Genomic DNA, 22,264 nt, shown 5'->3' with positions numbered 1-22,264 from the left:
TCACTGTTTCCAGGGGAAGATTTCCAGGGTGTCGCCGTCGGTCACGGCTAGTCCGTGACGGGACCGGATTACCGGGGTAATGCGCAGGTCCAGCCGGGTCAGGTGTCTGCTCACCGGGCGGACGTCATCGAGCAAGCGCTCCAGCTCCAGTACGGTGCCTTCGTCGATGCCACGGTCGCTGACGTCCACGGTGATCTCGAAGGTCCCCGGCACGCCGGTCGGGCTTCGCTGCCACCATTCGGTGACCTCGCTCAGCGCACCGATCGGCTCGACCACTTGGCGCAACGCAGTCAGCGTGCCTTTGCGCTGGTGCAGGACGAAGGACGTCGCTACCGCATTGCGCTTGGCCTCGTCGCTCCAGTCCGGGTCCCAGCGGTCCACCGAGCGCGTCCAGGCCAGGTAGGGCAACAAGGCCGCCTCACAGCGTGCCGGATCGTGAAGCTCACGAAGCGGCACCGGCAGTTCGGCAGGCAATACATCACCCAGAGAGCGTTCCAGAGAACTCCTGTTTGGCGGCAGCAGTCGGCTACTCATCGACGCCTCCCAAGGTGATCGCGTACCCCGTGCAATAGGCCGCCTGGGTTTCATCCAGGACCACGTCGGCCGCAGGCTCCTGCAGTTCGACGCGCTGCACGCCTTCGACATGCAGGGTGGCGAACAGGGCCGAACGCCGGATGTCGCGGCCCAGGCGGCGCTGGGCGGAAATGTAGTCGCGCAGCGAAGCCTCGGCGGCGGCACGGATCAGCTCGGCCTCGGGACCGGGAAACAGGTAGAGCTGCGCCTTGACCTGATAGGGAACGATTCCTGCCGAGCGCACCGTTACCCGATCCGCGACAGGACGCACGTCCTCCGCGTTCAGCGCCAGGCGCACTGCCTGCAACACCGCTTCCGGTGCCTGCCCGTTGCCTTCCACCCCGAGCACGCTGATCAGCACTTCGCAGGGCGCCGGACTGGTCGCAGAGGCATCCGCCACCCTTCCATCCGCGCCCAGCGCATGGGCTATATAGGCGTTCCGCGGTCCTGCGACGGACAGCTGCTCGAACGCGAGCTGGATGCGATTGCGCAGCGACTTGTCGCTCTCGTATTGCGCCTCCACCGGCGGTACCGCCTCGGGCTGAGCGGGCCTGATCAGCAAACGCTGCACATTGAAGCCGGCACCGATCTGGTCGAGATCGGCACCGCTGGCGTATGCCAGCATCACCGCCCGCGCCGCATCGTTGATCCGCGCCCGCAGCAGCAGTTCTCGATAGGCCGCCAGTTGCAGAAGCTTGAGAACCGGATCGGACTCCACCTCCGCTGTCCATTCGCCAGCCATGGCTTCGCGGAAGTCGCCCAACAGCTCTTGGTAAATCGTCTCGAAATCGAGGTTTTCGATAACCTCTGGCTCCGGCAACTGGGAAAGATCGATGATCACGCCGAGACCTCCATATTGATGTTCTCGCCCTCGAACACGCCGCTCAGGAGCAGATCCACGCGGCCATCGACGACCGCGACGACTCGCACGGCAGACAATCCGATGCGCGGTTCCCAGCGCCCCAGGGAACGGGCTACCTCGGCCTGCACGGCGCTTTTCCAGCCTTCGCTCACCGGCATGTCGACCATCCGCCGCAGCTTGCTGCCGTACTCGGGGCGCATGCGCCTGCTGCCCAACGGGGTGGTCAGGATGTCCTCGACGGACTGTTTAAGATGAGCCAGGCCGGACAGGGGTAGCCCGCTACGGCGATCCATCCCGATCATCGCCCTGCCCTCCCGCTCCGGCAGAGACAGGCCGCGCCTGGCTCCGAATGGCTGTGAGTGTTGCCCATGGCGAACTCCGCAAACGAAAAGGCCCGCTCGCGCGGGCCGGTTGAATGTTCGACGGACCGCCCTTCGGCAGCCCCGTCGTATGTTCAATGGGTGTGGTGGTTGCTGTTGCCGGCGGTGTCGATGATCGAGCCGCCGCCGAGGATGTCTCCGCTGACCGTCAGTGTCCCGGCGATCTCCACCGGTCCTTCCAGGCTGATCTTCGGCGCCTTGAGACTGACCGCCCCGTCGCTGACCCGCACCTCGCTGGCGCCGACCCTCACTTCCACGGTGCCGCTGGGCAGCTCGACGCGGTAGCGATGCGCAGCCCAGTCGTAACTCAACGAGGCGCCGTCGTCGAAACGCCAGGTCTCACTGCTGGCGCTGTTGTCCGGCGCCGTGCCCGCATCGCCGTACAGACCGGGAATAAAGGTGCCCATTGACACTCCGCCCGACGGGCTGAGCAGTACCCCCTGTTCGCCTATGCTCGGCGCACGCCAGTGGCGAACCTTGCCGGCTGCCAGGGAGTGCCAGCGCAGCCAGCCGCTGGTCCAGTCGCCGGAGCGCACCCGTACCCGCGCCGCTGCCAGGTCCACGGCGACCACCACGCAGGGCAGGATCATCGCGGCGAGCATGCGGTCATGCTCCGCACTGACATAGCTCATGCCAACGCCTCCGGAGCGAAGTAGTCCGGCTCATGGCCGGGGCCGGTCTGCGGGTCGAAGCCCAGCATCAGGCTGCCGGGCGGCTGGTCCTCCCAGGCCCACTCCGGGTCTCCGAGACGCAGCGACTGCGTCCACTCGACCAGCCAGACACGCAGGCTCTTCAGCTCCTCGCGACTGCCGTCGACGGCCGAGCGTACGAAGCGCGCCGGCTGCAGAGACAGGTTCCAGGTCTGCTCGCGCAATGTCCGAACGATTCCGCAAGCAATGGATACCGCCTGGCGATCGGCACCAGGCGGCACCATTATCCGCGCCTGCAGGCGGCACAGCAGGGCACTCTCGCCGGTACCGGGATCGCGCTCGGGCAGTAGCTCGGCTATTTCCAGGGAAACCGCCGGGGTATTTTCCGGCACGCCTGGCCAGAAGCCGATCAACTGCGCCTCCGGCAGACGCTCACGCAGTACCTGCTCGATGGCCGCGTACAGAGCCTCGAGCGTAACAGCCTGTTCAGGCATGGTTGACTCCTTCGATCAGTTTCAATGCGGGCCACGGTCGTCCGACTGTTCCTCGGGCAGCTCGCAAACCCCCAGGCGCCGGGCGGCCCAGCGTTCGTAGAGACCGACTGCGATCTCCGCGCCGGCCGCGGCGGTCAGGCTGCCCAGCGCCGCGGCGAACAGCAGCGCGGCGCCGCAAGCCAATGCCAGCAGCATCACCGCCACGCCGCAGACGATCGACGCGCCGGAGCGCAGCGCCAGGCGCCGCAACAAGGCCCAGCCGCCGAGACCGGCCTTGTCGGCACGCCACATCTCGCCGCTGACGCCGCCCAGCGCGGCGAGCAGGATCAGTACCCAGAGCGGCATTTCCGTCAGTGTCTGCGGTTCGTTGCCCATGGGTCCCTCCTTGGCAGGCAGCGCCGGGCACGTCCGCACGAACGTTTTCCCGGGCAATAAAAAAACCCGGCGCCAGGGCCGGGTTCCGGTGCTTCACGAGTGCCTCCCTGGGGACGCACCTTTACAAGAATGACTACTTTTTACCGCCCGATTCCCAGCCCGGCAATGCCTTCTCGACAATCCACTGCAATAGGAGGGAGACGCACCACGATATGAGGGTGATATACCACCCTGGGAACCTTCGCCAGGCATCCGGGCAAGCGCATACCCACTTCCGATGTGGAAAGCCCGGCATCGACTGACGAAAAGGATGGCTACGCCAGCCCGAATCCGCCTCTACCGTGCAGGGTCCGCTGCTGTGCATGGGACTCACCGCCTCCATGGGCGACAGGCATAAAAAAACCGGCTCGAAGGCCGGTTGGAAAATTCCAGGGGGGACACGGTATCCGGTCCAGGAACTCAGGCCACCCGCCGCAGCAGGCCGTCCTGGATACCCTGGTGCGCCACATGCAGGCGCAGATAGAAGGTGTTGCGGCTGCAACCGCAGTGGCGGTACTTCTGCTCGGGGAAGCTGTCGCGATTGAGATAGTGCTCCACCACCACGTTCTTCAGTTCCTCGGGTAGGCGATTTACCAGGCGATCGACCTCCGCCACACGGTCGAGGATCACCCGGCTGCCACGGTGGCCGCGGACCACCTCGCCCTTGCTGGCGATCAGCATGGCGATCAGGTTGCCGCCGGCGTAGCCGCCTCCGTTGCTGCCTGGCGCGTGCATTTCCTCGGCCCAGAGCTTGAGCATTTCATCGATGGCTTTGATCACGGTCGTGTCTCCTTTCACTGCCCGCGAGGGCTCGGCATGAGGTCGGTTCAACGGCGCTCGTGGCGGTCCTGGCAGTCGATGCAGCGACTGCAGCCCGGTGCCGCCCGGCGGCGCGCCTGGGGAATGGGCTCGCCGCAGTCCTCGCAGTCTTCCGCGGACTCGCGGATGGCCAGCGCCGGGCGCGCCGCCAGGAGGCCGTCGAGGCGAGCCAGGACCAGTTCGTTGGCGTGATCGGCAAGGTCAGCCATGGAAAGCCTCCCTGGCGTGCCCGACGCCCGACGGCCGAATGGATGGAACATGACAGATGCGCGGCGCCGGTTCGGCGACCTGCGTTCCTCTGCGCGGAAATGGCGAGTGCGTATCTCGCGACATGGCAATGACTCCCTGTACGACGCCGCCGTACCTGAAGCAGGTCGGCGACAGAATGAATGAGCGGGACGGAGCGTCTGCATGGACGGCGCTCCGGCCCTCCAGGTGCCGGAGCGCTTTCCCATGGCCCCGGCACCCAAGCAGTCGGCACCTGCATCGTCGGTCGCCGACAACCGGGTGCGTCCCTGCACCCATGTGAAATCTCTGAAAGGCGGGTGGGAAGTTGTGGAACTCACCCCTTCCGCTTTCTGACGGAAGAGAAATTACAACCAAAGCTATTTATCGTCAACACCTAGGCTCTTTACAGAAAATCCATCGGTCTGTAGATTGCCGAGCATGGACAAGAGCACCCAGATCCCGCCCGACAGCTTCGCCGCTCGCCTCAAGCAGGCCATGGCGATGCGCAACCTGAAGCAGGAAACCCTCGCCGAAGCGGCAGGGGTTTCGCAGAACACCATTCACAAGCTGACCTCGGGCAAGGCCCAGAGCACCCGCAAGCTGATCGAGATCGCGGCGGCCCTGGGCGTCTCGCCGGTCTGGCTGCAGACCGGCGAAGGCGCTCCAGCCGCGCGCAGTGCCGTGTCCGTGGCCGATGGCAGCCCATTGGTGCTGGAACCGCTGCATCCGTGGGACAGCGACACACCGCTGGACGAAGACGAAGTGGAACTGCCGCTGTACAAGGAAGTGGAGATGTCCGCCGGCGCCGGACGCACTGCGGTACGCGAGATAGAGGGGCGCAAGCTGCGTTTTTCCTATGCCACGCTGCGTGCCTCGGGCGTCGATCCGTCGGCGGCGATCTGCGCCCAACTCACCGGCAACAGCATGGAACCGCTGATCATGGATGGCTCCACCATCGGCGTGGACACCGCCACCACCCATATCACCGATGGCGAGATCTACGCCCTCGAACATGACGGCATGCTGCGGGTGAAGTTCGTCTATCGCCTGCCCGGCGGCGGCATTCGCCTGCGCAGCTTCAACCGCGAGGAATATCCGGACGAGGAGTACTCGCCGGAGGACATGCGCAGCCGCCAGATCAGCATGATCGGTTGGGTCTTCTGGTGGTCCACCGTACGCCACCGGCGCGGCCCGTCCCTGGTGCGGTGAGCGCCTGGCGCTCGCCCGCTCTACAACTTCAGCTATTGAATAAAAAAACAACCTAAGCTATATTCCCCTCAACGACGTGTAGCCGCAGGAGGGAATACCATGCAGCCATCCATCGCCCCTAGCACTCCGATTCCACGCCAGGAAACCGTGGAATTGGTCTACCGCATCTTCGGCGACGTCCTGGTGCCGCTGGAGCAGGTTCGCGAACGCTGGTTTCGCAACCTGAACAAGGAAAACTTCAGCAAGGCCCTGGCATGCGGGCGGATCGCCCTGCCGGTGACAACCCTCGACGATAGCCACAAGGCCATGCAGTTCGTGGCCCTCGATCACCTCGCCGCCTACGTCGACCAGCGCGCGAACCAAGCCGGAAGCGCCCGTCGAGCACAGCCGGGCGCTGATAGCATCGCATCCTGAGCGGCCCGCCGTTGCCAGCATCGTAGGGAGCGACACCATGCTCCGCCTGGCGGATATCGCGTGGTGATGTCCCCCCTACGAAAGCGCCTTCTGCGTGGGCAAGTAATGCCGAAGGCGTCATCCGCCAACCGGACATATCGATCACTTCACCTTGAGGCGGGTTCGGCGTCCTGCTCCCTGGCGGATATCGCGCCGCGATATTCGCCCTACGAAAGCGGTGCCGCGTAGGGCGAAGCCAATGCGTGGGTCCAGCCGGGCACAAAAAAGGCGGATGACGCAAACGCCATCCGCCTTCTTTTCTTCCGCCTCGCGCCGTCTTATTCGACGCTCTGCTCGGCCAGCGCCACGGCGCGGAACATCGCCCGGCGCTTGTTGATGGTTTCTTCCCACTCCAGCGCGGGCACCGAGTCGGCAACGATACCGCCGCCGGCCTGCACGTGGAGTTCACCGTTCTTGATCACCGCGGTGCGGATGGCGATGGCGGTGTCCATGTTGCCGTTCCATGCCAGGTAGCCGACCGCGCCGCCGTAGACTCCACGCTTGACCGGCTCCAGCTCGTCGATGATCTCCATGGCGCGGATCTTCGGCGCGCCGGATAGAGTGCCCGCCGGCAGGATCGCCCGCAGCGCGTCCATCGCGCTGAGCCCCTCGCGCAATTGCCCGGTGACGTTGGACACGATGTGCATGACGTTGGAGTAACGTTCGATCACCATTTTTTCGGTGACCTTCACCGCGCCGATATCGGACACCCGCCCCACGTCGTTGCGCCCCAGGTCGATCAGCATCAGGTGCTCGGCGATCTCCTTGGCGTCCGACAGCAGATCCTGCTCCAGCGCCAGGTCGGCCTCTTCGTTGATCCCGCGCGGACGGGTACCGGCGATCGGGCGCACCGTCACCAGGCCATCCTCGACCCGTACCAGCACCTCCGGCGAGCTGCCCACGACATGGAAGTCGCCGAAGTTGAAGAAGTACATGTAGGGCGTCGGATTGAAACAGCGCAGCGCGCGGTACAGGTCGATGGGCGCCGCCTTGAATTCGATGGACATGCGCTGCGACGGCACCACCTGCATGCAGTCGCCGGCCAGGATGTAGTCCTTGATCCTTCCTACCGCGTTTTCATAGTCCTCGCGGGTGAAGCTGGCACGAAACGCCGGCTCACGACCCTGGGCCGCCTCGAGGTCGAGGCCGCGACGCGGGGTGATCGGCTGACGTAGACGCTCCAGCAGCTCCTCCAGACGTGCCTGGCCGCGCTCGTAGGCATTTTCCTCGGAGGGATCGGCGAGGACGATGGCGTGGATCTTCCCGGCCAGGTTGTCGAATACCACTACGGCATCGGACACCATCAACAGGATATCCGGGTTGCCCAGCGGGTCCGGGTTCGGACAGGTGGCCAGGCGTTTTTCCACGTAGCGCACGCAGTCGTAACCGAAGTAGCCGACCAGGCCGCCATCGAAACGTGGCAAGCCGGGCACGGTGGGCACCTGGTAGCGCGCCTTGAACTCCTCGACGAAAGCCAGCGGGTCGGCGCAATCGAAGCGCTCGGTTTCCATGCCATCGATGCTGATCCGCACTTGATGGTCGTAGACCCGCAGCACCGTGCGGCACGGCAGGCCGATGATCGAATAGCGCCCCCATTTCTCGCCGCCCTGCACCGACTCCAGCAGGTAGGAGTTCGGCGCGTCGGCCAGCTTCAGGTAGATCGACAGCGGCGTGTCGAAGTCGGCAAGGGTCTCGAAGGACAGCGGGATGCGGTTGTAGCCATCGGCGGCCAGCCGCAGGAATTCTTCGCGATTCATGATCAGCCTCATCGGAGGAGAGAACGGTCAACAGGGTGCAAACGCGCGCCGGCTATCCGGCGGAGGATGATGTCAGGCGCGCCAGCGCCAACGCGCCAGGGCCTTGATGACCTTCATCCAGAGTTTGCTGACCGCCACGGCTTGATCTCGCTGGTCGGAGGGGGAAAGGGAGTCGTCCGGCAACACTATCTCAGCGGCCTGGTCGGCGCAAGGCAGCAGGTCGCGCAGGTTGTCGATGACCAGGGTGGGCGCTTCCTCGGCGATCGGCCGGCCGTGGTTGTAGCCATAGGTCAGCGCCGCGCAGCGCACGCCGGCAGCTTTGGCGGCGAGCACGTCGTTGCGCGAGTCACCGACGAACAACGCATCTTCGGGCTCGATGCCGGCCATCTTCATCACGAACAGCAGCGCCGCCGGGTCGGGCTTCTGCTGCGGCAGGGTGTCGCCGCCGATGATCCAGCGAAAATAGCGACCCAGCTTCATCTCATCCAGCAGCGGAGCGACGAAGCGCTCCGGCTTGTTGGTGATCAGCGCCATTTCCACGCCGTTGCGCTTGAGCCACTTGAGGGTGTCGACGACGCCGGGGTAGACCTCGGTGAGCGCATGACTGTCGGCATAGGCCTCCATGAACAACGCCAGCGCGGCTTCGGTTTCCTCCTCACCGATGCCGTCGTGCTCGATGCTTCCGGCCAGGGCGCGACGCACCAGGACGCGTGCGCCGTTACCGATCCACTGGCGGACCTTCTCGATGCCCGCCGGCGGCCGCCCGAGGCTGGCGAGCATGCTGTCGACCGCGGCGGTGAGGTCGGGAACGGAATCGACCAGCGTGCCATCCAGGTCGAACATCACCAGACGCGGCAGGCGCGTGGCGAAGAACGGCTCCGCAGCGCTCATTACTGGTGCGCCTGGGCCAGTTCGGCATGCATGGCGCGGATGACCTCGGCGTAGTCCGGGGCGTTGAAGATGGCCGAGCCGGCGACGAAGGTATCGGCGCCCGCCGCGGCGATCTCACGGATGTTCTTGACGTTGACGCCGCCATCGATCTCCAGGCGGATCTCGCGACCGGAGGCATCGATCAGGGCGCGTGCCTCGCGCAACTTGTCGAGGGTACCGGGGATGAATTTCTGCCCGCCGAAGCCGGGGTTGACGCTCATCAGCAGGACCATGTCGACCTTGTCCATCACGTACTTCAGCACCTCCAGCGGAGTGGCCGGGTTGAACACCAGGCCCGCCTTGCAACCGCCGTCACGGATCAGTTGCAGGGAACGGTCGATGTGCTGTGAAGCTTCCGGATGGAAGGTGATGTAGGTGGCGCCAGCTTCGATGAAGTCGCCGATGATGCGATCCACCGGGGACACCATCAGGTGCACGTCGATCGGCGCGCTCACGCCGTACTTGCGCAGCGCCGAGCAGACCATCGGGCCGATGGTCAGGTTCGGCACGTAGTGGTTGTCCATCACGTCGAAGTGAACGATGTCGGCACCGGCGGCGAGCACCTTGTCCACGTCCTCGCCCAGGCGGGCGAAATCGGCGGAAAGGATCGACGGAGCGATGGCGAAGGGTTGCATGGCGCACCTCAAAGGGGATCACGGAAGGCGCGCATTGTAGCCGTTATCGGTTTTTGGCGGTGAAAATGACGACTTTTCGCCGCAGCAGCCGACGCCCGGACCAAGCCGGGCGCGCCCTGCGCCTCAGCCGCCGGGTTGTGCGGTACGCATCTTCTCGCTGCGCCCGCGCAGCCATTCCAGGGTCAGCAACAGCAGTACGGAGAAACCGATCAGCAAGGTCGCCGCGGCGGCAATGGTGGGGCTCAGGTTCTCGCGAATGCCGCTGAACATCTGCCGCGGCAGGGTGGCCTGCTCGGGACCGGCGAGGAAGAGGGTCACTACCACTTCGTCGAACGAGGTGGCGAAGGCGAACAGCGCGCCGGAAATCACTCCCGGAGCGATCAGCGGCAGGGTCACCCGGAAGAAGGTGGTCAGCGGCGGCGCGCCGAGGCTGGCGGCGGCGCGCACCAGGTTGTAGTTGAACCCCTGCAGGGTCGCGGAGACGGTGATGATCACGAACGGCACGCCGAGCACCGCATGCACCACGATCAGCGACAGGTAGCTGTTGCCGAGCCCCAGCGGAGCGAAGAACAGGTAGCTGGCCACGCCGATGATCACCACCGGCACCACCATCGGCGAAATCATCAGGCTCATCACCAGTGCCTTGCCGCGGAACTCGCCGCGGGTCAGGCCGATCGCGGCCAGAGTGCCGAAGACCATTGCCAGCAGGGTCGCCGCCGGAGCGACGATCATGCTGTTGGTCAACGAGCGCATCCACTCGGCGGACTGGAAGAAGTCGGCGTACCAGCGCAGGGAGAACCCTTGCAGCGGGTAGACCAGGAAGGTGCCGGAGTTGAACGACAGCGGCACGATGACCAGCACCGGCAGTACCAGGAACAGCAGTACCAGGCCGCAGAGGATGCGCAGGGAGTAGAACCACAGGCGCTCGACCGGGGACATGTAGGGACTCAGCATGACTCGCTCTCCAATGTGTTTCGTGCGGATCCCCCTCTCCCCGCCCTCCGGGCAACCTTTTTTCCGAAGGCAGAGGGGAATCGGTTGGCCTTCTCGGAAGGCCCTCTATCCCAGGCGCAGGCGGCTGGCGCCCACCAGCCAGCTGTAGACGACGTAGAGCACCAGGGTGGCGAGCAGGAGCAGGCCGCCGAGGGCGGTGGCCATGCCCCAGTTGATGGTGCTGTTGGTATAGAAGGCGACGAAGTAGCTGACCATCTGGTCGTTCGGGCTGCCCAGCAGCGCCGGGGTGATGTAGTAGCCGATGGACAGGATGAACACCAGCAGGCAACCGGCGCCGACGCCCGCGACGGTCTGTGGGAAATACACCCGCCAGAAGCTGGCGAACGGGTGGCAGCCGAGGGAAATCGCGGCGCGCATGTAGCTCGGCGAAATGCCTTTCATCACGCTGTAGATCGGCAGGATCATGAACGGCAGCATGATGTGCACCATCGCGATGTATACGCCGGTGCGGTTGAACACCAGTTGCAGCGGCTGGTCGATCAGGCCGAGCTTGAGCAGCGCGCCGTTGATCAGGCCACCCGATTGCAGCAGGACGATCCAGGCAGCGACACGTACCAGGATCGAGGTCCAGAACGGCAGCAGGACCAGGATCATCAGCAGGTTGCTCTTGCGCGTCGGCAGGTTGGCCAGCAGGTAGGCCAGTGGGTAGGCCAGCAGCAGGCAGATGACGGTGATCACCGCACCCATCCAGAAGGTGCGGGCGAAGATGTCCAGGTAGATGGCCTGGTCCGGGGTGGCGCGCGCCACTTCGCCGAGATCGTCGATCCGGTGGTCGAGGGCTGCGAGCAGGTAATAGGGCGTATAGCTGCTGGCGTTGCGGCGGATCACCTGCCAGTAGGCGGGGTCGCCCCAGCGCTCGTCGAGCTGCTCCATGGCGTCCTTGTAGGAAGCGGGCTCCTCCTTGAACGGCAGCTTGCGCGCGGTCTTCGCCATCAGGCTGCGATAACCGGCCAGTTCCATGTTCAGGCGCTTGGAGAGATCGCCGATGGTCTGGTTGCGACGAGCCTCGGCGAGATCCTGGCTGAGCGCCTTGTAGACGGAGTCGGCCGGCAGCGACTTGCCGTCCCAGGCGGAGATGGCTTCTACCGTCAGCGGCAACGAGCGAACCACTTCCGGGTTGGACACGCTCTTGTAGAGCAGGGCGGCGATCGGCACCAGGAAGGTCAGGACCAGGAAGGCCAGCAGGGGCAGGATCAGCGCCTGGGACTTCAGGCGGTTCATCCGCTCGGCGCGCGCCAGGCGTTGCTTGAGGGTGCTGCCGGCGGCCTGGGACATGGGCACAGCTGTGGCCATAGCGAACTCCGGAAAAAAAGCGGGCCGTCGGGGCGACCCTGGAAAGTGTGGAACGGTAGGAGGAGCCGCCGCGCGGCGGCCCCTCCGGCCCTCTCTGGAGGGTCAGGCGAGGATTACCTGGCCGCCCAGGCGTTGAAGCGCTGTTCCAGTTGTTCGCCGTAGTCGGCCCAGAAGGTCACGTCCATTGCCACCTGGTTCTGGATGTTTTCCGGAGTGGTCGGCATGTCCTTCAGCAGGGCCTTGTCCAGCAGCGGCACCGCCTGCTTGTTGGCCGGACCGTAGGCGATGTTTTCCGAGTAAGTCTTCTGCTGCTGGGGCTGCACCGAGAAGGCGATGAACTTCAGGGTCTCTTCCCGTTTCTTCGCCCCCTTCGGGATGGCCCAGGCGTCGAAATCGTAGATGCCGCCGTTCCATACCACCTTCAGGTTGCTTTCCTTCTGCACCGCGGCGATCCGACCGTTGTAGGCAGAACTCATCACCACATCGCCGGAAGCCAGGTACTGCGGCGGCTGGGCGCCCGCCTCCCACCACTGGATGCTCGACTTGATCTCGTCGAGCTTCTTGAAGGCACGATCCTGGCCTTCCTTGGTGGCGAGCACGCCGTAGACGTCCTTCGGCGCCACGCCATCGGCCATCAGGGCGAATTCGAGGGTGTACTTGGCGCCCTTGCGCAGGCCGCGCTTGCCGGGGAATTTCTTGATGTCCCAGAAGTCCGCCCAACTGGTCGGCGCGCTTTTCAGCTTGTCGGCGTTGTAGGCGAGCACCGTGGACCAGACGAAGAAACCCACGCCGCACGGTTGGATGGCGCCGGGCACGAAGTCCTCGGTCTTGCCGAACTGCGCCGGGTCGAGTTCCTCGAACAGGCCTTCGTCGCAGCCGCGCGACAGCTCCGGCGACTCCACTTCCACCAGGTCCCAGGACACGCTGTTGGTATCGACCATGGCCTTGACCTTGGCCATCTCGCCGTTGTATTCGCCGGCGACGATCCTGTTGCCGGTGGCTTTCTGGTAGGGCTCGTAGAACGCCTTGATCTGGGCGCTCTTGTTGGCCCCGCCGAAGGACACCACGGTCAGGTCCACCGCCATGGCCTGGGCCGCGCAGGCCAGGCCGGCCGCCAGGGTGGCGAACTTCAGGCTGGCCGCTTTCAGGGATTTCGACATTATTGTTCTCTCCACAGTGCAGGGTTGCTTCGGTACGGTTCGGGACTGCCGGCGCTCACGCCGCCGGCAGAGGGTCGAGCGCCCTCACATGCTCGACCTGCCAGCCCAGCGGAACCACATCACCGACGCTCAGCGTCGGGTCCAGCTCGGCGATCGGCTGCTTGACGAAGAAGTCGTCGCGGCCGCAGACCTCCAGGCGCACACGCACGTGGTCGCCCAGGTAGACGAATTCGGCCACGCGGCCGGAGAAACGGTTGACGCAAGACTCGCTGGCACCGTTCAGGCGCACCCGCTCGGGGCGGATCGACAAGGTCACCGGCTCGCCCGGCTGGCCGACGTTGACCGCCAGCGCCTCAACCTTCTCGCCGCGCGGCAGCCCGACCACGCAGCGCTCGCCGTCGCAACTGAGAAGCTGCCCGGATAGACGGTTGTTCTCGCCGATGAAGTTGGCCACGAAGGTGTTGCGCGGCTGCTCGTAGAGATTGCGCGGCGGCTCGATCTGCTGGATTTCGCCCTGGTGGAACACCGCCACCCGGTCGGACATGGTCAGCGCCTCGCCCTGGTCGTGGGTGACGTAGACCACGGTGACGCCGAGGCGCTGGTGCAGATGCTTGATTTCCATCTGCATGTGCTCGCGAAGTTGCTTGTCCAGCGCTCCCAGGGGCTCGTCCATCAGCACCAGTTGCGGCTCGAAGACCAGCGCGCGGGCCAGCGCCACGCGCTGCTGCTGGCCACCGGAAAGCTGCGCCGGATAACGCCCGGCGAAGGCGTCGAGCTGGACCATCGACAACGCGCGCTTGACCCTTTCCTTCACGTCGGTCTTGCTCATGCCACGGACGCTGAGGGGAAAGGCCAGGTTCTCGGCCACGGTCATGTGCGGGAACAGCGCATAGTTCTGGAACACCATGCCGATGTCGCGCTTGTGCGGAGGGACATTGTTGATCGAGCGACCGGCCAGGAGGATTTCGCCGGCGGTGGGGGTTTCGAAACCGGCCAGCATCATCAGGCTGGTGGTCTTGCCGGACCCGGAGGGGCCGAGCAGGGTGAGGAATTCGCCCTTGCGAATGTCCAGGTTGAGATCCTTCACGATGAGGGTCTCGCCGTCGTAGCTTTTCTGCACGCCACGGAAGCTGACCAGCACATCGCCGCCTTGAGTCTCGGCCATAACCGCACCTTTGTTCGTTTTATGGATGCTGTGCGAACAGCCTAGAGAACCCGGCGCAGGACGCAAATCGGCCGGCAAGAGAGTTTTCTATCAGGGGAAAGGAAAGCTCTTTGTAGGAATCGCCCTACAAAAAAGATGCCCCCCGGAATGGGCCAGACCGCTCTGGGAAGGAGCTTTCGAGAAGAGCAAAGGTTTGCGCGCCAGCGCTCTCCGGCTGGCGCGCAACGGCCTCCTCAGCGCTTGGCCCAGTTCTGGAAACGCTGCTCCAGGGCCTCGCCGTGCTCCGCCCAGAAGGCCACGTTCATACCCACCGCGTTCTGCATGTTCTGCGGCGCGGTCGGCAGGTTGGCAGCCACTTGCGGATCGAGCAGGCCTACCGCCTTGCGGTTGGCCGGGCCGTAGGCGATGTTCTCGGCGAAAGCCTTCTGCTGCTCCGGCTGGCTGGCGAAACGGATGAACTCCTCGGCCAACTGCTTCTTCCAAACCCCGACCGGCAGCGCCCAGAAGTCGAAATCGTAGACGCCGCCGCTCCAGACCATTGCCAGGCGCTGCTTCTCGGCCTGCGCCGCGGCGATCCGCCCGTTGTAGGCCGAACTCATCACCACCGTGCCATCGGCCAGGTCGCGCACAGGGTCCTGCCCGGACTTCCACCAATGGATATAGGGCTTCAGCTCGTCGAGCTTGCGGAATGCCCGCTCGACGCCGGCGGGCGTCGCCAGCGTCTGGTAGACGTCCTTCGGCGCCACGCCATCGGCCATCAGGGCGAACTCCAGGCTGTACTTGGCGCCCCAGCGCAGGCCGCGCTTGCCGGGAAACTTCTTCACGTCCCAGAAATCCGCCCAGCCCTGCGGGCTGCCCGCAACCTTGCCGGGGTTGTAGGCAAGCAGCGTGGTCCAGACGAAGATGCCGACTCCGCAGGGCTGCACCGCGCCGGGAACGAAATCCGCGGGATCGCCGACCTTCGCCATGTCCAGCTTCTCGAACAGACCTTCCTCGCAACCGCGCGCCAGCTCCGGCGCCTCGACTTCCACCACGTCCCAGGAGACGTGGCTGATCTCCACCATGCGCTTGAGCTTGGCCAGGTCGCCATTGTAGGAGCCATGCACCACGCGATTGCCGGTGGCGCTCTTGAAGGGTTTGTAGAACGCGGTTTCCTGGGCTTCCTTGTTGGCGCCGCCGAAGGAAATCACGGTCACGTATTCCGCCCAGGCGGGCGCGGTAACTCCGAGAAGGGCGCACAACAGGCCCGTCCTCATGGCTGGCAACATCGTTTCTTCTCCTTATCGTGTTGGCCGGCAAGCATCATTCCCTGCCGCGCGGAAGCCAGGTAGACAGCAGATCGCGAAAACCGGACCTGGCGCACAAGCCGCGAGCAAAACCTGGGCGAACGCCCCTGTCAGAGCAGGCGGTGCTCCATCGCGTAGCGCACCAGGTCGGCTACCGAATGCGCGTTGAGCTTCTGCATCAGGCGTGCCTTGTGGGTACTTATGGTCTTGTTGCTGACCGCCAGTTGCTGGGCGATCTCGTTGACGTTGGCGCCCTGCACCAGCCGCTCGAACACCGAGAACTCGCGCTCGGAGAGCAGCGCATGGGGCGGACGCGAATCGGTCAGGCCGACCTCGAAGACCATCCGATCGGCAAGGTCCGGGTCGATGTAGCGTCCGCCGCCGGCGACCCTGCGGATCGCGGTGAGCAGCAATGCCGGATCGCTGTCCTTGGTGGCATAGCCGGCAGCACCTATCTTCAGGGCGCGGGCGGCCATCTGCGCCTCGTCGTGCATCGACAGCACCAGGATCGCCGGCGGCTCGTTCAGCGCGCGAATCCGCGGAATCGCCTCGAGGCCATTGACGCCGGGCATGGAGATATCCAGCAGGACCACCTCGCAAGGCGTTCCGCGCAGGGTTTCCAGCAACTGCTCGCCATTGGTGGCCTCGCCGACCACCTGCAGGTCCTTGGCCATGCCAATCAGTTGCTTGATGCCTTCCCTGACAATCGTGTGGTCTTCAGCGACCAGGACTCGGATCACCACTCTTTGCTGCCTCACGCTGTTCCGCCTTGTCGGCGGTTGTTCTTGTCACGGGCCCGCGACGCCCAGCGGAATCCTCACGCTGAGCGTGGTGCCCTCGCCGGGGGCACTGTCGATGTCCAGCGTACCGCCCATCATCAGCACCCGCTCGCGCATGCCGACCAGGCCGAAGGAACTGCCACGCCCCACCGTGGCAACATCGAACCCGCGACCGTCGTCGCTGACGCTCAGGCACAGCTCGTCGCCCTCGCGCAGCAGACGCAGTTGCACAGTATGCGCCTCGGCATGCCGCATGACATTGGTCAACGCCTCCTGGAGGATGCGGAACAGGCCGATAGCCTTGGCGTCGACCAACTGCGGCGAGTTCTCCGGCACCTCCACCAGGCAGGGAATCTGCGTGCGCGCCTCGAAGCGCCGCGCCTGCCACTCCACCGCCGAGCCGATTCCGGCGTCGAGGATCGGCGGGCGCAGTGCGGTAGCCACGTCGCGCACCAGCTGGAACAACTGGGCGATCAGCTTTTTCATGTTGCCCAGGCGTTCGCGCAGGCCCTCCTGGGCATCGGCATAGGCCAGCTCGCACATCGAGGTTTCCAGCTTCAGCACCGTCAGCACCTGGCCCAGCTCATCATGGACCTCGCGGGCGATACGCGCCTTCTCCTCCTCCCGCACCGACTCCAGGTGCGCCGACAGCTCGCGGAGCTGGGCGCGCGACTCGCCGAGTTCGAGTTCGATCTGCTTGTTCGCGGTGATGTCCCAGACCACCCCGTCCCAGACCGCACGACCATCCTCGAAACAGCGCGCCGAAGCCTTGATGTCGGCCCAGCGCAATTCGCCCTGGCGGGTGAGGATGCGGCCCTGCCAATGCCAGTCGCGATTCTCGTCGAGGGCAGCCATCTGGCTCGACCAGTAGCGCTCGCGGTCGTCGGGATGGACCAGGCCACGAATGCCGCGGCCGCTTTCGATCAGTTCGCGAGCGCTGTAGCCGACCAGCGCCTCGCTGCCCTCGCTGATATAGGCGAAGTCGGAAAACGCGCCGGCCCGCGGGCGCTCCAGGCGGAAGACCATGCCCGGCACGTTGGAGGCGATGCCCTTCATCCGCGCCTCGCTTTCCTGCAATGCCTCGCGGGCACGGCGGCGCTCGGTGACGTCGCTGAGGAACACCACCAGATACTCGGACGTGCCGAAGCGCAGGAAGCTAAGCGAGACGTCGGCCGGCAGCCAACTGCCGTCGGCGCGCAGGCAGCGGGTCTCGAAGCTGAGCGGGCCCTCCTCGCTATTGCGCGCACGACGCCAAAGATTCAACCAGCGGTCCATGTCCAGGCCGGGCTCGAAGTCGGCCAGCGGACGGTCCACGAGTTGGCCGTCGGCATGGCCGAGCATCTGTTCGGCGGCGCGGTTGGCGTAGCGTACGCGGCTGTCCCAGTTGACCCAGAGGATGCCCAGGGTGCTGTTGTCGATGGAGAACTGGGTCAGGCGCAGCGCCTCCTCGGCCGCCTGGCGCAGCTCCAGGTCGCGGCGGGCGCCGTACAGCCGGGCTTCCAGCGCATGCTGCTGGCGCCGCTGGAGGAACACCGCCACCAGCGCGCCGGCCAGCAGCAGGCCGAGGAGGATCGACAGGTTCTGCCAGAACCCCGGCGACTCGCCGAGGCGCGGATACTTGGGTTGCAACCAGCGCTCGTGCAACTGGTCCAGGGACTTGCGCGGCAGCGAGCGCAACGCCTGGTCGACCACCATCGCCAGTTCCGGCCAGTCGCGACGGGTCGCCACCCGCAGCAGCTGCGGGTAGCCGATATCGCCAACCACCGCTAGCTCGGCGAACTCCGGTTCGCGGGTCAGGCGGCTGAGTTGCGCTTCGTCGATCACCGCGTAGCGTGCCTGTCCGGCGAGCACGGCGCGCAGCACCTCGCGTTCGGAATCGGCCGACACCCATTGCAGGCCGCTATAGGTGCTGCTGAGGTAGTCGGCTACCGAACTGCCGGCCCGCACGGCAACCCGGGTATCGCGCTCCAGTTGCTCCAATTCGACGCTGCCGCTGCCATCGCGCTTCCCCACCACCAGCCGGGAAACCCGCAGGTAGGGATCGGAGAACAGCCACAAGCGCAGCCCGGCTGGGGTCTGGCTGAGGCCGGGAGCGATATCCACGCGCCCAGCGCGCAGGGCATCGTCGAGCGCCGCCTGGTCGGGATAGCCCTGCCACCGCAAGGTCACCTGCATTGCCGTGGCCAGCCAGCCCATCAGCTCCACGTTGGCCCCGGAATACTGTTGCAGGCGGCGGTCGTACTGGGCATAGGGCGCTTCGGTGACCACCCCGACGCGCAATTCCCGATGCTCCGCCAGCCAGGTCCGTAGCTCCGCCGTCAGCGGCAAGGCGACCGACTCCTCCGCTCGCACGGGCAGGCTCAACAGCAGACAGAAGAAGAGCAGACAGCAACGACGCAACATGCCGGCGACACTCCACGGAATACACCGCAACGGAAGGAAAAGCGGGCATACCTTACCGCGAGCGCGACCGGCGAACCATGCGAAGGCTCGGCCTGACAAAGAAGTGCTCTGGGTTTAGGCTGCCTTCTGGATTGTCTATCAGGAATTTCCAATGCCGGCCTTCTCTCTACTGCCGAAGCCCTCCGCCCTGCTGCCGCTGCTATTGGCCGCCGCTTTCCTGCCGCCGGCTTTCGTTCATGCCGAAGAGGAGGCCGCCAAGGACCAGCCGCAGGCCCCCGTGGAACGCCCGGCGGTCAGCGAGCGCAGCCAGGACGAGGCCAAGGGGCTGGAGCGCCAGTTGCCGGAGGACGGCCAGCAGATCCTCAAGGCCGGCGACGAAAGCTTCCTCACCCTCTGGTTGCCAGCCAACACCGCCGAGGCCGAAGGTGTAGTGATCCTGGTTCCCGGTGATGGCGAAAGTCCGGACTGGCCGCAAGCCATCGGCCCGCTAAGGCGCAAACTGCCGGATGCCGGCTGGCAGACCCTGAGCCTGGCCCTGCCCGACCCGCAGAGCACCGCGCCGGTTACCCGCCCTGCGGAATCCGCCGCCAGCGCCAGCGCCGACAAGGACGCCAGCGCCGCGGACAGCGCAAGCAAGCCTGACGTGAAAGGCGAAAGCGGCAACGCGCCGGCGCCGGAAAGCACCGCCGAAGCCGGCAGCGGCGAACCGGCGCAGAGCGAGGACCAGGCCCCTCCCCCAGCCATCGATCCGGTCGAGCAGCGCAAGGCGCACGCCGAACGGGTCATGGCGCGCCTGCAGGCGAGCATCGACCTGGCCCTGCAGCACGAACCGAAAAGCGTCGTCCTGCTCGGTCATGGCACGGGCGCCTATTGGGCGGCACGCTACCTGGCGGAGAAGGAGCCTGCGGAAATCCACAACCTGCTGCTGGTTGCCGCGGAGGTACCGCGCGATTTTCGCCCGGCGCTGGAAGATATGGTGCCGAAGCTGAAACTGGCGACCGGCGACTTCTATTACCGCGACGCCCGCGCCGACCGCGAGGCGGCCAGGCTGCGCATGCAGGCCGGCAAGCGGCAGAAACACCCAGCCTACGTACAAATCGCGATGCAGGCGCTACCGGCCGACCCCAAGGCGGAGCAGGAGCAACTGTACCGACGAATCCGCGGCTGGCTCAGCCTTCACCTGCAGGCCGATGCGCAGAAACCTGCGGAGTGATCAGCGAAACCCCTCACGCTCTCGGACCAGGGCGTAGGCCGCCTGCAATTCACGGGTTTTCTCGGTAGCCGCACGCACGCGCTCGACGCTGGCGCCGGCTCCCGCCAGTTTGTCCGGATGGTGCTGGCTGATCAGCTTGCGATAGGCGCGTTTGATCAGCGCCGGCTCGCTTCCGGCCTCCACGCCGAGCAGCAGCAGGGCCTCACGGTAGCTATCCCGGGCGACAGCGCGCGTCCGCTTCGGCATGACCCGCGCCGACAAGCGTTCCGTTCGCTCCGCCGACCAACCCAGCCAGCGCCCCCATTGCAACACCAGTTGTCGCGCCGACTGGCTGAGCACGCCGCCAGCCCAGGCCATCCGCCAGCAGGCGAGCAATACTGCCTCCGCACGTTCGCCCTTCAGACGCGCGACCTCCGCCTGCAGATGGGCGATGCCGGCCTTGCCCTTGCCGAAGGACGCGATGGCACGCCGCTGGGCTCGCCTATCGAGCTTGCGCAACGCCATCTCCTCGCGCGCCTGGCGGATATGCATCTCCTCCACCCGCCCGCCGCTCTTGGCCAGATAGCCGAGCAACTGAAACAGCAGGTCGTCCTCATCGTTCACCGCCCGCCCGCGCAAGCGCGCCAGCAGGCCGCGCCAGGACTCCAGGCGCAACCTGCGGTCCAGCAGTTGCCCCAGCAGGCCGCCGAGCAGGGCGCCGGGGATGCTGGCCAGGGCCCAGCCGGCTCCGGCTCCGATCAGCGTAGCGGGCCAGAGCATCTCAGGCGTGCTCCGCCAGCAATCGCTCGACTTCCGCCAGGCGCTCGTGGGTACCGACGTCGACCCACTGCCCACGATGGTGTTCGCCGCTGACCCGCCCCGCGGCGATGGCCTTGCGCAATAGCGGCGCCAGCTTGAAGGCGCCCGGCTGGCAGCCCTCGAACAGCGCGGGATGCAGTACGGCGATCCCGCTGTAGGTAAGGTTGCCGCCCGCTTCGCGGGTCTCGCCCACCCGTCCGCCGGCATCCAGGTGGAAATCGCCGGCGGGATGGTGCGCCGGGTTGTCGACCAGCACCAGATGCGCCAGGTCGCCGTCGGCAAGATGCAGCCGAGAGTAGTCGAAGTCGCTCCAGACATCGCCGTTGAGCAACAGGAACGGCTGCTCGCCGAGCAACGGCAGGGCGCGGAAGATTCCGCCACCGGTTTCCAGCGGTTCACCCTCCGGGGAATAGGCGATCCGCCCGCCCAGGCGCGAACCGTCGCCGAGATAGGCCTCGATCTGCTCGCCAAGCCAGGCATGGTTGATCACCCAGTCGTCGACTCCGGCCTGGCGCAGCGCCAGCAACTGACGCTCGATCAATGGCACGCCGGCGGCCTCGATCAGCGGCTTGGGCGTGTGCAGGGTGGTCGGCCGCATGCGCTCGCCACGCCCGGCGGCGAGGATCATCGCCTTCATGCCTCGGCTCCCTGCGGCAGCGAGGCCAGCAGCTCGCCCAGTTCGGCCAGCTCGGGACGGCGCGCCACGGCGGTTTCCAGATAACGGAAGAAGCGCGGCACGTCACCCAGGTAGCGCGGCTTGCCGTCGCGGTGACAGATACGGGCGAAGATGCCAATCACCTTCAGGTGGCGCTGCACGCCCATCAGGTCGCTGGCACGGAGGAAGTCTTCGAAGCTTGGCGGCAGCGGGATGCCGGCCCAGGTCGCCTTCTTCCAGTAACGGTTCAGCGCGGCATGCACGCGCGGCTCCGGCCAACTGACGAAGGCGTCCTTGTACAGGCAGGTGACATCGTAGGTGACCGGGCCGTGCAGGGCGTCCTGGAAGTCGAGGACGCCCGGGTTGGGCTCGCTGAGCATCAGATTGCGCGGCATATAGTCGCGATGGACGAACACCCGCGGTTGCTCCAGCGCGCTGCGTACCAGCAGGTCGCAGATCCGTTTCCAGCGGGCCAGCGTCTCGCCCTCCAGCTCCACGCCGAGGTGGCGGGCCAGGTACCAGTCGGGGAACAGCTGCAGCTCGCGGCGCAGCACCGCTTCGTCGTAGGCAGGCAGGACACCGGCGACATCGACCTTCTGGAAGGCGATCAGCGCATCCAGGGCCGGTTCGAACAGCTCGTCGGCATTCCCGGGATGAAGCACGTCGAGGTAGGTCTGCCGGCCCAGGTCACTGAGCAGCAGGAAACCGTTCTCCAGATCCTGGGCGAGAATCCTCGGCACATGCACGCCGGCTCCGGCGAGCAGTCCGGCGACCTTGACGAACGGTCGGCAGTCTTCCTGGGGCGGCGGCGCGTCCATCACCACCAGGCTGCGGTCCCCTCCCTGCCAGCGGAAATAACGACGGAAGCTGGCGTCGCTACTGGCCGGGATCAGTTCGGCGGGGGGCACTTCCCCCCAACCTTCGGCAACGAACAACTCGGGCAAACAAGAGTCCAACCAGCGATTCAGCTGCTGGAAACGGGCATCATCAGACATTTACGGGGTTCTCCACGGCCCTAGCCGTTGCGCAGGTCATGCTTTATTATCCAGCATCTTTTTCAGCCCATCGAGAGGCGTGCGGCCCACCGGGCCGAT

The 22,264-nt window shown here is 65.7% G+C and carries 24 protein-coding genes; 3 read left to right on the top strand and 21 right to left on the bottom strand.

Annotated elements, in window-relative coordinates:
• The 8 genes from FHW81_RS29290 to FHW81_RS29255 all read right to left on the bottom strand — a co-directional run bounded on the left by FHW81_RS29290 (position 1) and on the right by FHW81_RS29255 (position 4,401).
• Complete coding sequence (locus tag FHW81_RS29290; RefSeq protein ID WP_010895511.1) at positions 1 to 534, bottom strand: phage tail protein I; 534 nt, start codon at positions 532 to 534, stop codon at positions 1 to 3.
• Complete coding sequence (locus FHW81_RS29285; protein WP_003085151.1) at positions 527 to 1,414, bottom strand: baseplate assembly protein; 888 nt, start codon at positions 1,412 to 1,414, stop codon at positions 527 to 529. The genes FHW81_RS29290 and FHW81_RS29285 overlap by 8 nt, the downstream gene beginning before the upstream one ends.
• Positions 1,411 to 1,737: a GPW/gp25 family protein gene (locus tag FHW81_RS29280; protein ID WP_003113199.1), complete on the bottom strand. Its 327-nt coding sequence runs from the start codon at positions 1,735 to 1,737 to the stop codon at positions 1,411 to 1,413. Before FHW81_RS29280 ends, FHW81_RS29285 begins: the two co-directional genes overlap by 4 nt.
• Positions 1,738 to 1,889: 152 nt before the next feature.
• Positions 1,890 to 2,447, bottom strand: a complete 558-nt coding sequence (locus FHW81_RS29275; protein WP_003085141.1) for a phage baseplate assembly protein V — start codon at positions 2,445 to 2,447, stop codon at positions 1,890 to 1,892.
• Positions 2,444 to 2,959 carry a hypothetical protein gene (locus FHW81_RS29270; protein ID WP_003113200.1) on the bottom strand — a complete coding sequence of 172 codons (516 nt, stop codon included), beginning with the start codon at positions 2,957 to 2,959 and terminating at the stop codon, positions 2,444 to 2,446. The genes FHW81_RS29275 and FHW81_RS29270 overlap by 4 nt, the downstream gene beginning before the upstream one ends.
• A gap of 21 nt (positions 2,960 to 2,980) precedes the next feature.
• Positions 2,981 to 3,334: a phage holin family protein gene (locus FHW81_RS29265; protein ID WP_003101619.1), complete on the bottom strand. Its 354-nt coding sequence runs from the start codon at positions 3,332 to 3,334 to the stop codon at positions 2,981 to 2,983.
• Positions 3,335 to 3,793: 459 nt separating this feature from the next.
• Entirely contained in the window at positions 3,794 to 4,153 is a 360-nt protein-coding gene (locus tag FHW81_RS29260) for a hypothetical protein (protein ID WP_003118907.1), read from the bottom strand.
• A 47-nt stretch (positions 4,154 to 4,200) separates the two neighbouring features.
• The gene (locus tag FHW81_RS29255; protein WP_003085132.1) at positions 4,201 to 4,401 is read right to left on the bottom strand and encodes a TraR/DksA C4-type zinc finger protein; all 201 of its coding nucleotides are present in this window, start codon (positions 4,399 to 4,401) and stop codon (positions 4,201 to 4,203) included.
• Between the two features lie 457 nt (positions 4,402 to 4,858).
• Between FHW81_RS29255 and prtR the strand changes: the two genes are divergently transcribed.
• Positions 4,859 to 5,629 carry a transcriptional regulator PrtR gene (gene prtR, locus FHW81_RS29250; RefSeq protein WP_003113202.1) on the top strand — a complete coding sequence of 257 codons (771 nt, stop codon included), beginning with the start codon at positions 4,859 to 4,861 and terminating at the stop codon, positions 5,627 to 5,629.
• A 99-nt stretch (positions 5,630 to 5,728) separates the two neighbouring features.
• The gene (gene prtN / locus FHW81_RS29245; RefSeq protein WP_003113203.1) at positions 5,729 to 6,043 is read left to right on the top strand and encodes a pyocin genes transcriptional regulator PrtN; all 315 of its coding nucleotides are present in this window, start codon (positions 5,729 to 5,731) and stop codon (positions 6,041 to 6,043) included.
• Positions 6,044 to 6,360: 317 nt separating this feature from the next.
• Here the strand turns inward: prtN and trpE are convergent, their stop codons facing one another.
• The 10 genes from trpE to FHW81_RS29195 all read right to left on the bottom strand — a co-directional run bounded on the left by trpE (position 6,361) and on the right by FHW81_RS29195 (position 18,504).
• The gene (gene trpE / locus FHW81_RS29240) at positions 6,361 to 7,839 is read right to left on the bottom strand and encodes an anthranilate synthase component I (protein WP_003085126.1); all 1,479 of its coding nucleotides are present in this window, start codon (positions 7,837 to 7,839) and stop codon (positions 6,361 to 6,363) included.
• A 72-nt stretch (positions 7,840 to 7,911) separates the two neighbouring features.
• Entirely contained in the window at positions 7,912 to 8,730 is an 819-nt protein-coding gene (locus FHW81_RS29235) for a phosphoglycolate phosphatase (RefSeq protein ID WP_003099532.1), read from the bottom strand.
• Positions 8,730 to 9,404: a ribulose-phosphate 3-epimerase gene (gene rpe, locus FHW81_RS29230; RefSeq protein ID WP_003085122.1), complete on the bottom strand. Its 675-nt coding sequence runs from the start codon at positions 9,402 to 9,404 to the stop codon at positions 8,730 to 8,732. Before rpe ends, FHW81_RS29235 begins: the two co-directional genes overlap by 1 nt.
• Positions 9,405 to 9,527: 123 nt before the next feature.
• Entirely contained in the window at positions 9,528 to 10,358 is an 831-nt protein-coding gene (locus FHW81_RS29225) for an ABC transporter permease (RefSeq protein ID WP_003099535.1), read from the bottom strand.
• 105 nt (positions 10,359 to 10,463) lie between these two features.
• Positions 10,464 to 11,711, bottom strand: coding sequence for an ABC transporter permease (locus tag FHW81_RS29220; RefSeq protein ID WP_010793491.1), 1,248 nt, complete (start codon positions 11,709 to 11,711; stop codon positions 10,464 to 10,466).
• A gap of 113 nt (positions 11,712 to 11,824) precedes the next feature.
• The gene (locus FHW81_RS29215; RefSeq protein WP_003099539.1) at positions 11,825 to 12,871 is read right to left on the bottom strand and encodes an ABC transporter substrate-binding protein; all 1,047 of its coding nucleotides are present in this window, start codon (positions 12,869 to 12,871) and stop codon (positions 11,825 to 11,827) included.
• Between the two features lie 55 nt (positions 12,872 to 12,926).
• Positions 12,927 to 14,036, bottom strand: a complete 1,110-nt coding sequence (locus tag FHW81_RS29210) for an ABC transporter ATP-binding protein (RefSeq protein WP_003085109.1) — start codon at positions 14,034 to 14,036, stop codon at positions 12,927 to 12,929.
• A gap of 233 nt (positions 14,037 to 14,269) precedes the next feature.
• Positions 14,270 to 15,304 (bottom strand): polyamine ABC transporter substrate-binding protein, encoded by a 1,035-nt coding sequence (locus FHW81_RS29205; protein WP_003085106.1) that lies wholly within the window; start codon positions 15,302 to 15,304, stop codon positions 14,270 to 14,272.
• Positions 15,305 to 15,432: 128 nt separating this feature from the next.
• Complete coding sequence (locus tag FHW81_RS29200; RefSeq protein WP_003085103.1) at positions 15,433 to 16,065, bottom strand: response regulator; 633 nt, start codon at positions 16,063 to 16,065, stop codon at positions 15,433 to 15,435.
• Between the two features lie 45 nt (positions 16,066 to 16,110).
• A complete protein-coding gene (locus tag FHW81_RS29195) occupies positions 16,111 to 18,504 on the bottom strand; it encodes a PAS domain-containing sensor histidine kinase (RefSeq protein ID WP_003113207.1) in 2,394 nt (797 codons plus the stop codon).
• Between the two features lie 151 nt (positions 18,505 to 18,655).
• On the opposite strand from FHW81_RS29195, the gene FHW81_RS29190 reads away from it, so the two are divergent.
• On the top strand, positions 18,656 to 19,717 hold the full coding sequence (locus tag FHW81_RS29190) for an alpha/beta hydrolase family protein (protein ID WP_003099546.1): 1,062 nt from the start codon (positions 18,656 to 18,658) through the stop codon (positions 19,715 to 19,717).
• Here the strand turns inward: FHW81_RS29190 and FHW81_RS29185 are convergent, their stop codons facing one another.
• The 3 genes from FHW81_RS29185 to FHW81_RS29175 are packed head-to-tail and all read right to left on the bottom strand — an operon-like array spanning position 19,718 to position 22,165.
• Positions 19,718 to 20,476, bottom strand: coding sequence for a DnaJ domain-containing protein (locus tag FHW81_RS29185; protein WP_003099547.1), 759 nt, complete (start codon positions 20,474 to 20,476; stop codon positions 19,718 to 19,720).
• Between the two features lies 1 nt (position 20,477).
• Positions 20,478 to 21,152, bottom strand: a complete 675-nt coding sequence (gene murU, locus FHW81_RS29180) for an N-acetylmuramate alpha-1-phosphate uridylyltransferase MurU (RefSeq protein ID WP_003099549.1) — start codon at positions 21,150 to 21,152, stop codon at positions 20,478 to 20,480.
• Complete coding sequence (locus tag FHW81_RS29175) at positions 21,149 to 22,165, bottom strand: aminoglycoside phosphotransferase family protein (RefSeq protein WP_003099554.1); 1,017 nt, start codon at positions 22,163 to 22,165, stop codon at positions 21,149 to 21,151. The genes murU and FHW81_RS29175 overlap by 4 nt, the downstream gene beginning before the upstream one ends.
• Positions 22,166 to 22,264 lie beyond the last annotated feature (99 nt).

The organism is Pseudomonas sp. RC10-4-2, assembly GCF_050433085.1.
GTDB classification, from domain to species: Bacteria; Pseudomonadota; Gammaproteobacteria; order Pseudomonadales; family Pseudomonadaceae; genus Pseudomonas; species Pseudomonas aeruginosa.
The sequence above is the reverse complement of the archived record's forward strand: the minus strand, read 5'-3'. Positions and strand labels throughout refer to the sequence as shown.

Bases quoted from the DNA above. Each gene is read 5' to 3' on its own strand.
- FHW81_RS29225 (WP_003099535.1), bottom strand. From the start codon at position 10,358: ATGCTGAGTCCCTACATGTCCCCGGTCGAGCGCCTGTGGTTCTACTCC.
- FHW81_RS29205 (WP_003085106.1), bottom strand. From the start codon at position 15,304: ATGTTGCCAGCCATGAGGACGGGCCTGTTGTGCGCCCTTCTCGGAGTT.
- FHW81_RS29220 (WP_010793491.1), bottom strand. From the start codon at position 11,711: ATGGCCACAGCTGTGCCCATGTCCCAGGCCGCCGGCAGCACCCTCAAG.
- FHW81_RS29215 (WP_003099539.1), bottom strand. From the start codon at position 12,871: ATGTCGAAATCCCTGAAAGCGGCCAGCCTGAAGTTCGCCACCCTGGCG.
- FHW81_RS29175 (WP_003099554.1), bottom strand. From the start codon at position 22,165: ATGTCTGATGATGCCCGTTTCCAGCAGCTGAATCGCTGGTTGGACTCT.
- FHW81_RS29255 (WP_003085132.1), bottom strand. From the start codon at position 4,401: ATGGCTGACCTTGCCGATCACGCCAACGAACTGGTCCTGGCTCGCCTC.
- FHW81_RS29270 (WP_003113200.1), bottom strand. From the start codon at position 2,959: ATGCCTGAACAGGCTGTTACGCTCGAGGCTCTGTACGCGGCCATCGAG.
- murU (WP_003099549.1), bottom strand. From the start codon at position 21,152: ATGAAGGCGATGATCCTCGCCGCCGGGCGTGGCGAGCGCATGCGGCCG.
- FHW81_RS29290 (WP_010895511.1), bottom strand. From the start codon at position 534: ATGAGTAGCCGACTGCTGCCGCCAAACAGGAGTTCTCTGGAACGCTCT.
- FHW81_RS29265 (WP_003101619.1), bottom strand. From the start codon at position 3,334: ATGGGCAACGAACCGCAGACACTGACGGAAATGCCGCTCTGGGTACTG.
- FHW81_RS29190 (WP_003099546.1), top strand. From the start codon at position 18,656: ATGCCGGCCTTCTCTCTACTGCCGAAGCCCTCCGCCCTGCTGCCGCTG.
- rpe (WP_003085122.1), bottom strand. From the start codon at position 9,404: ATGCAACCCTTCGCCATCGCTCCGTCGATCCTTTCCGCCGATTTCGCC.
- FHW81_RS29275 (WP_003085141.1), bottom strand. From the start codon at position 2,447: ATGAGCTATGTCAGTGCGGAGCATGACCGCATGCTCGCCGCGATGATC.
- FHW81_RS29235 (WP_003099532.1), bottom strand. From the start codon at position 8,730: ATGAGCGCTGCGGAGCCGTTCTTCGCCACGCGCCTGCCGCGTCTGGTG.
- FHW81_RS29185 (WP_003099547.1), bottom strand. From the start codon at position 20,476: ATGCTCTGGCCCGCTACGCTGATCGGAGCCGGAGCCGGCTGGGCCCTG.
- trpE (WP_003085126.1), bottom strand. From the start codon at position 7,839: ATGAATCGCGAAGAATTCCTGCGGCTGGCCGCCGATGGCTACAACCGC.
- prtN (WP_003113203.1), top strand. From the start codon at position 5,729: ATGCAGCCATCCATCGCCCCTAGCACTCCGATTCCACGCCAGGAAACC.
- FHW81_RS29210 (WP_003085109.1), bottom strand. From the start codon at position 14,036: ATGGCCGAGACTCAAGGCGGCGATGTGCTGGTCAGCTTCCGTGGCGTG.
- FHW81_RS29280 (WP_003113199.1), bottom strand. From the start codon at position 1,737: ATGATCGGGATGGATCGCCGTAGCGGGCTACCCCTGTCCGGCCTGGCT.
- prtR (WP_003113202.1), top strand. From the start codon at position 4,859: ATGGACAAGAGCACCCAGATCCCGCCCGACAGCTTCGCCGCTCGCCTC.
- FHW81_RS29195 (WP_003113207.1), bottom strand. From the start codon at position 18,504: ATGTTGCGTCGTTGCTGTCTGCTCTTCTTCTGTCTGCTGTTGAGCCTG.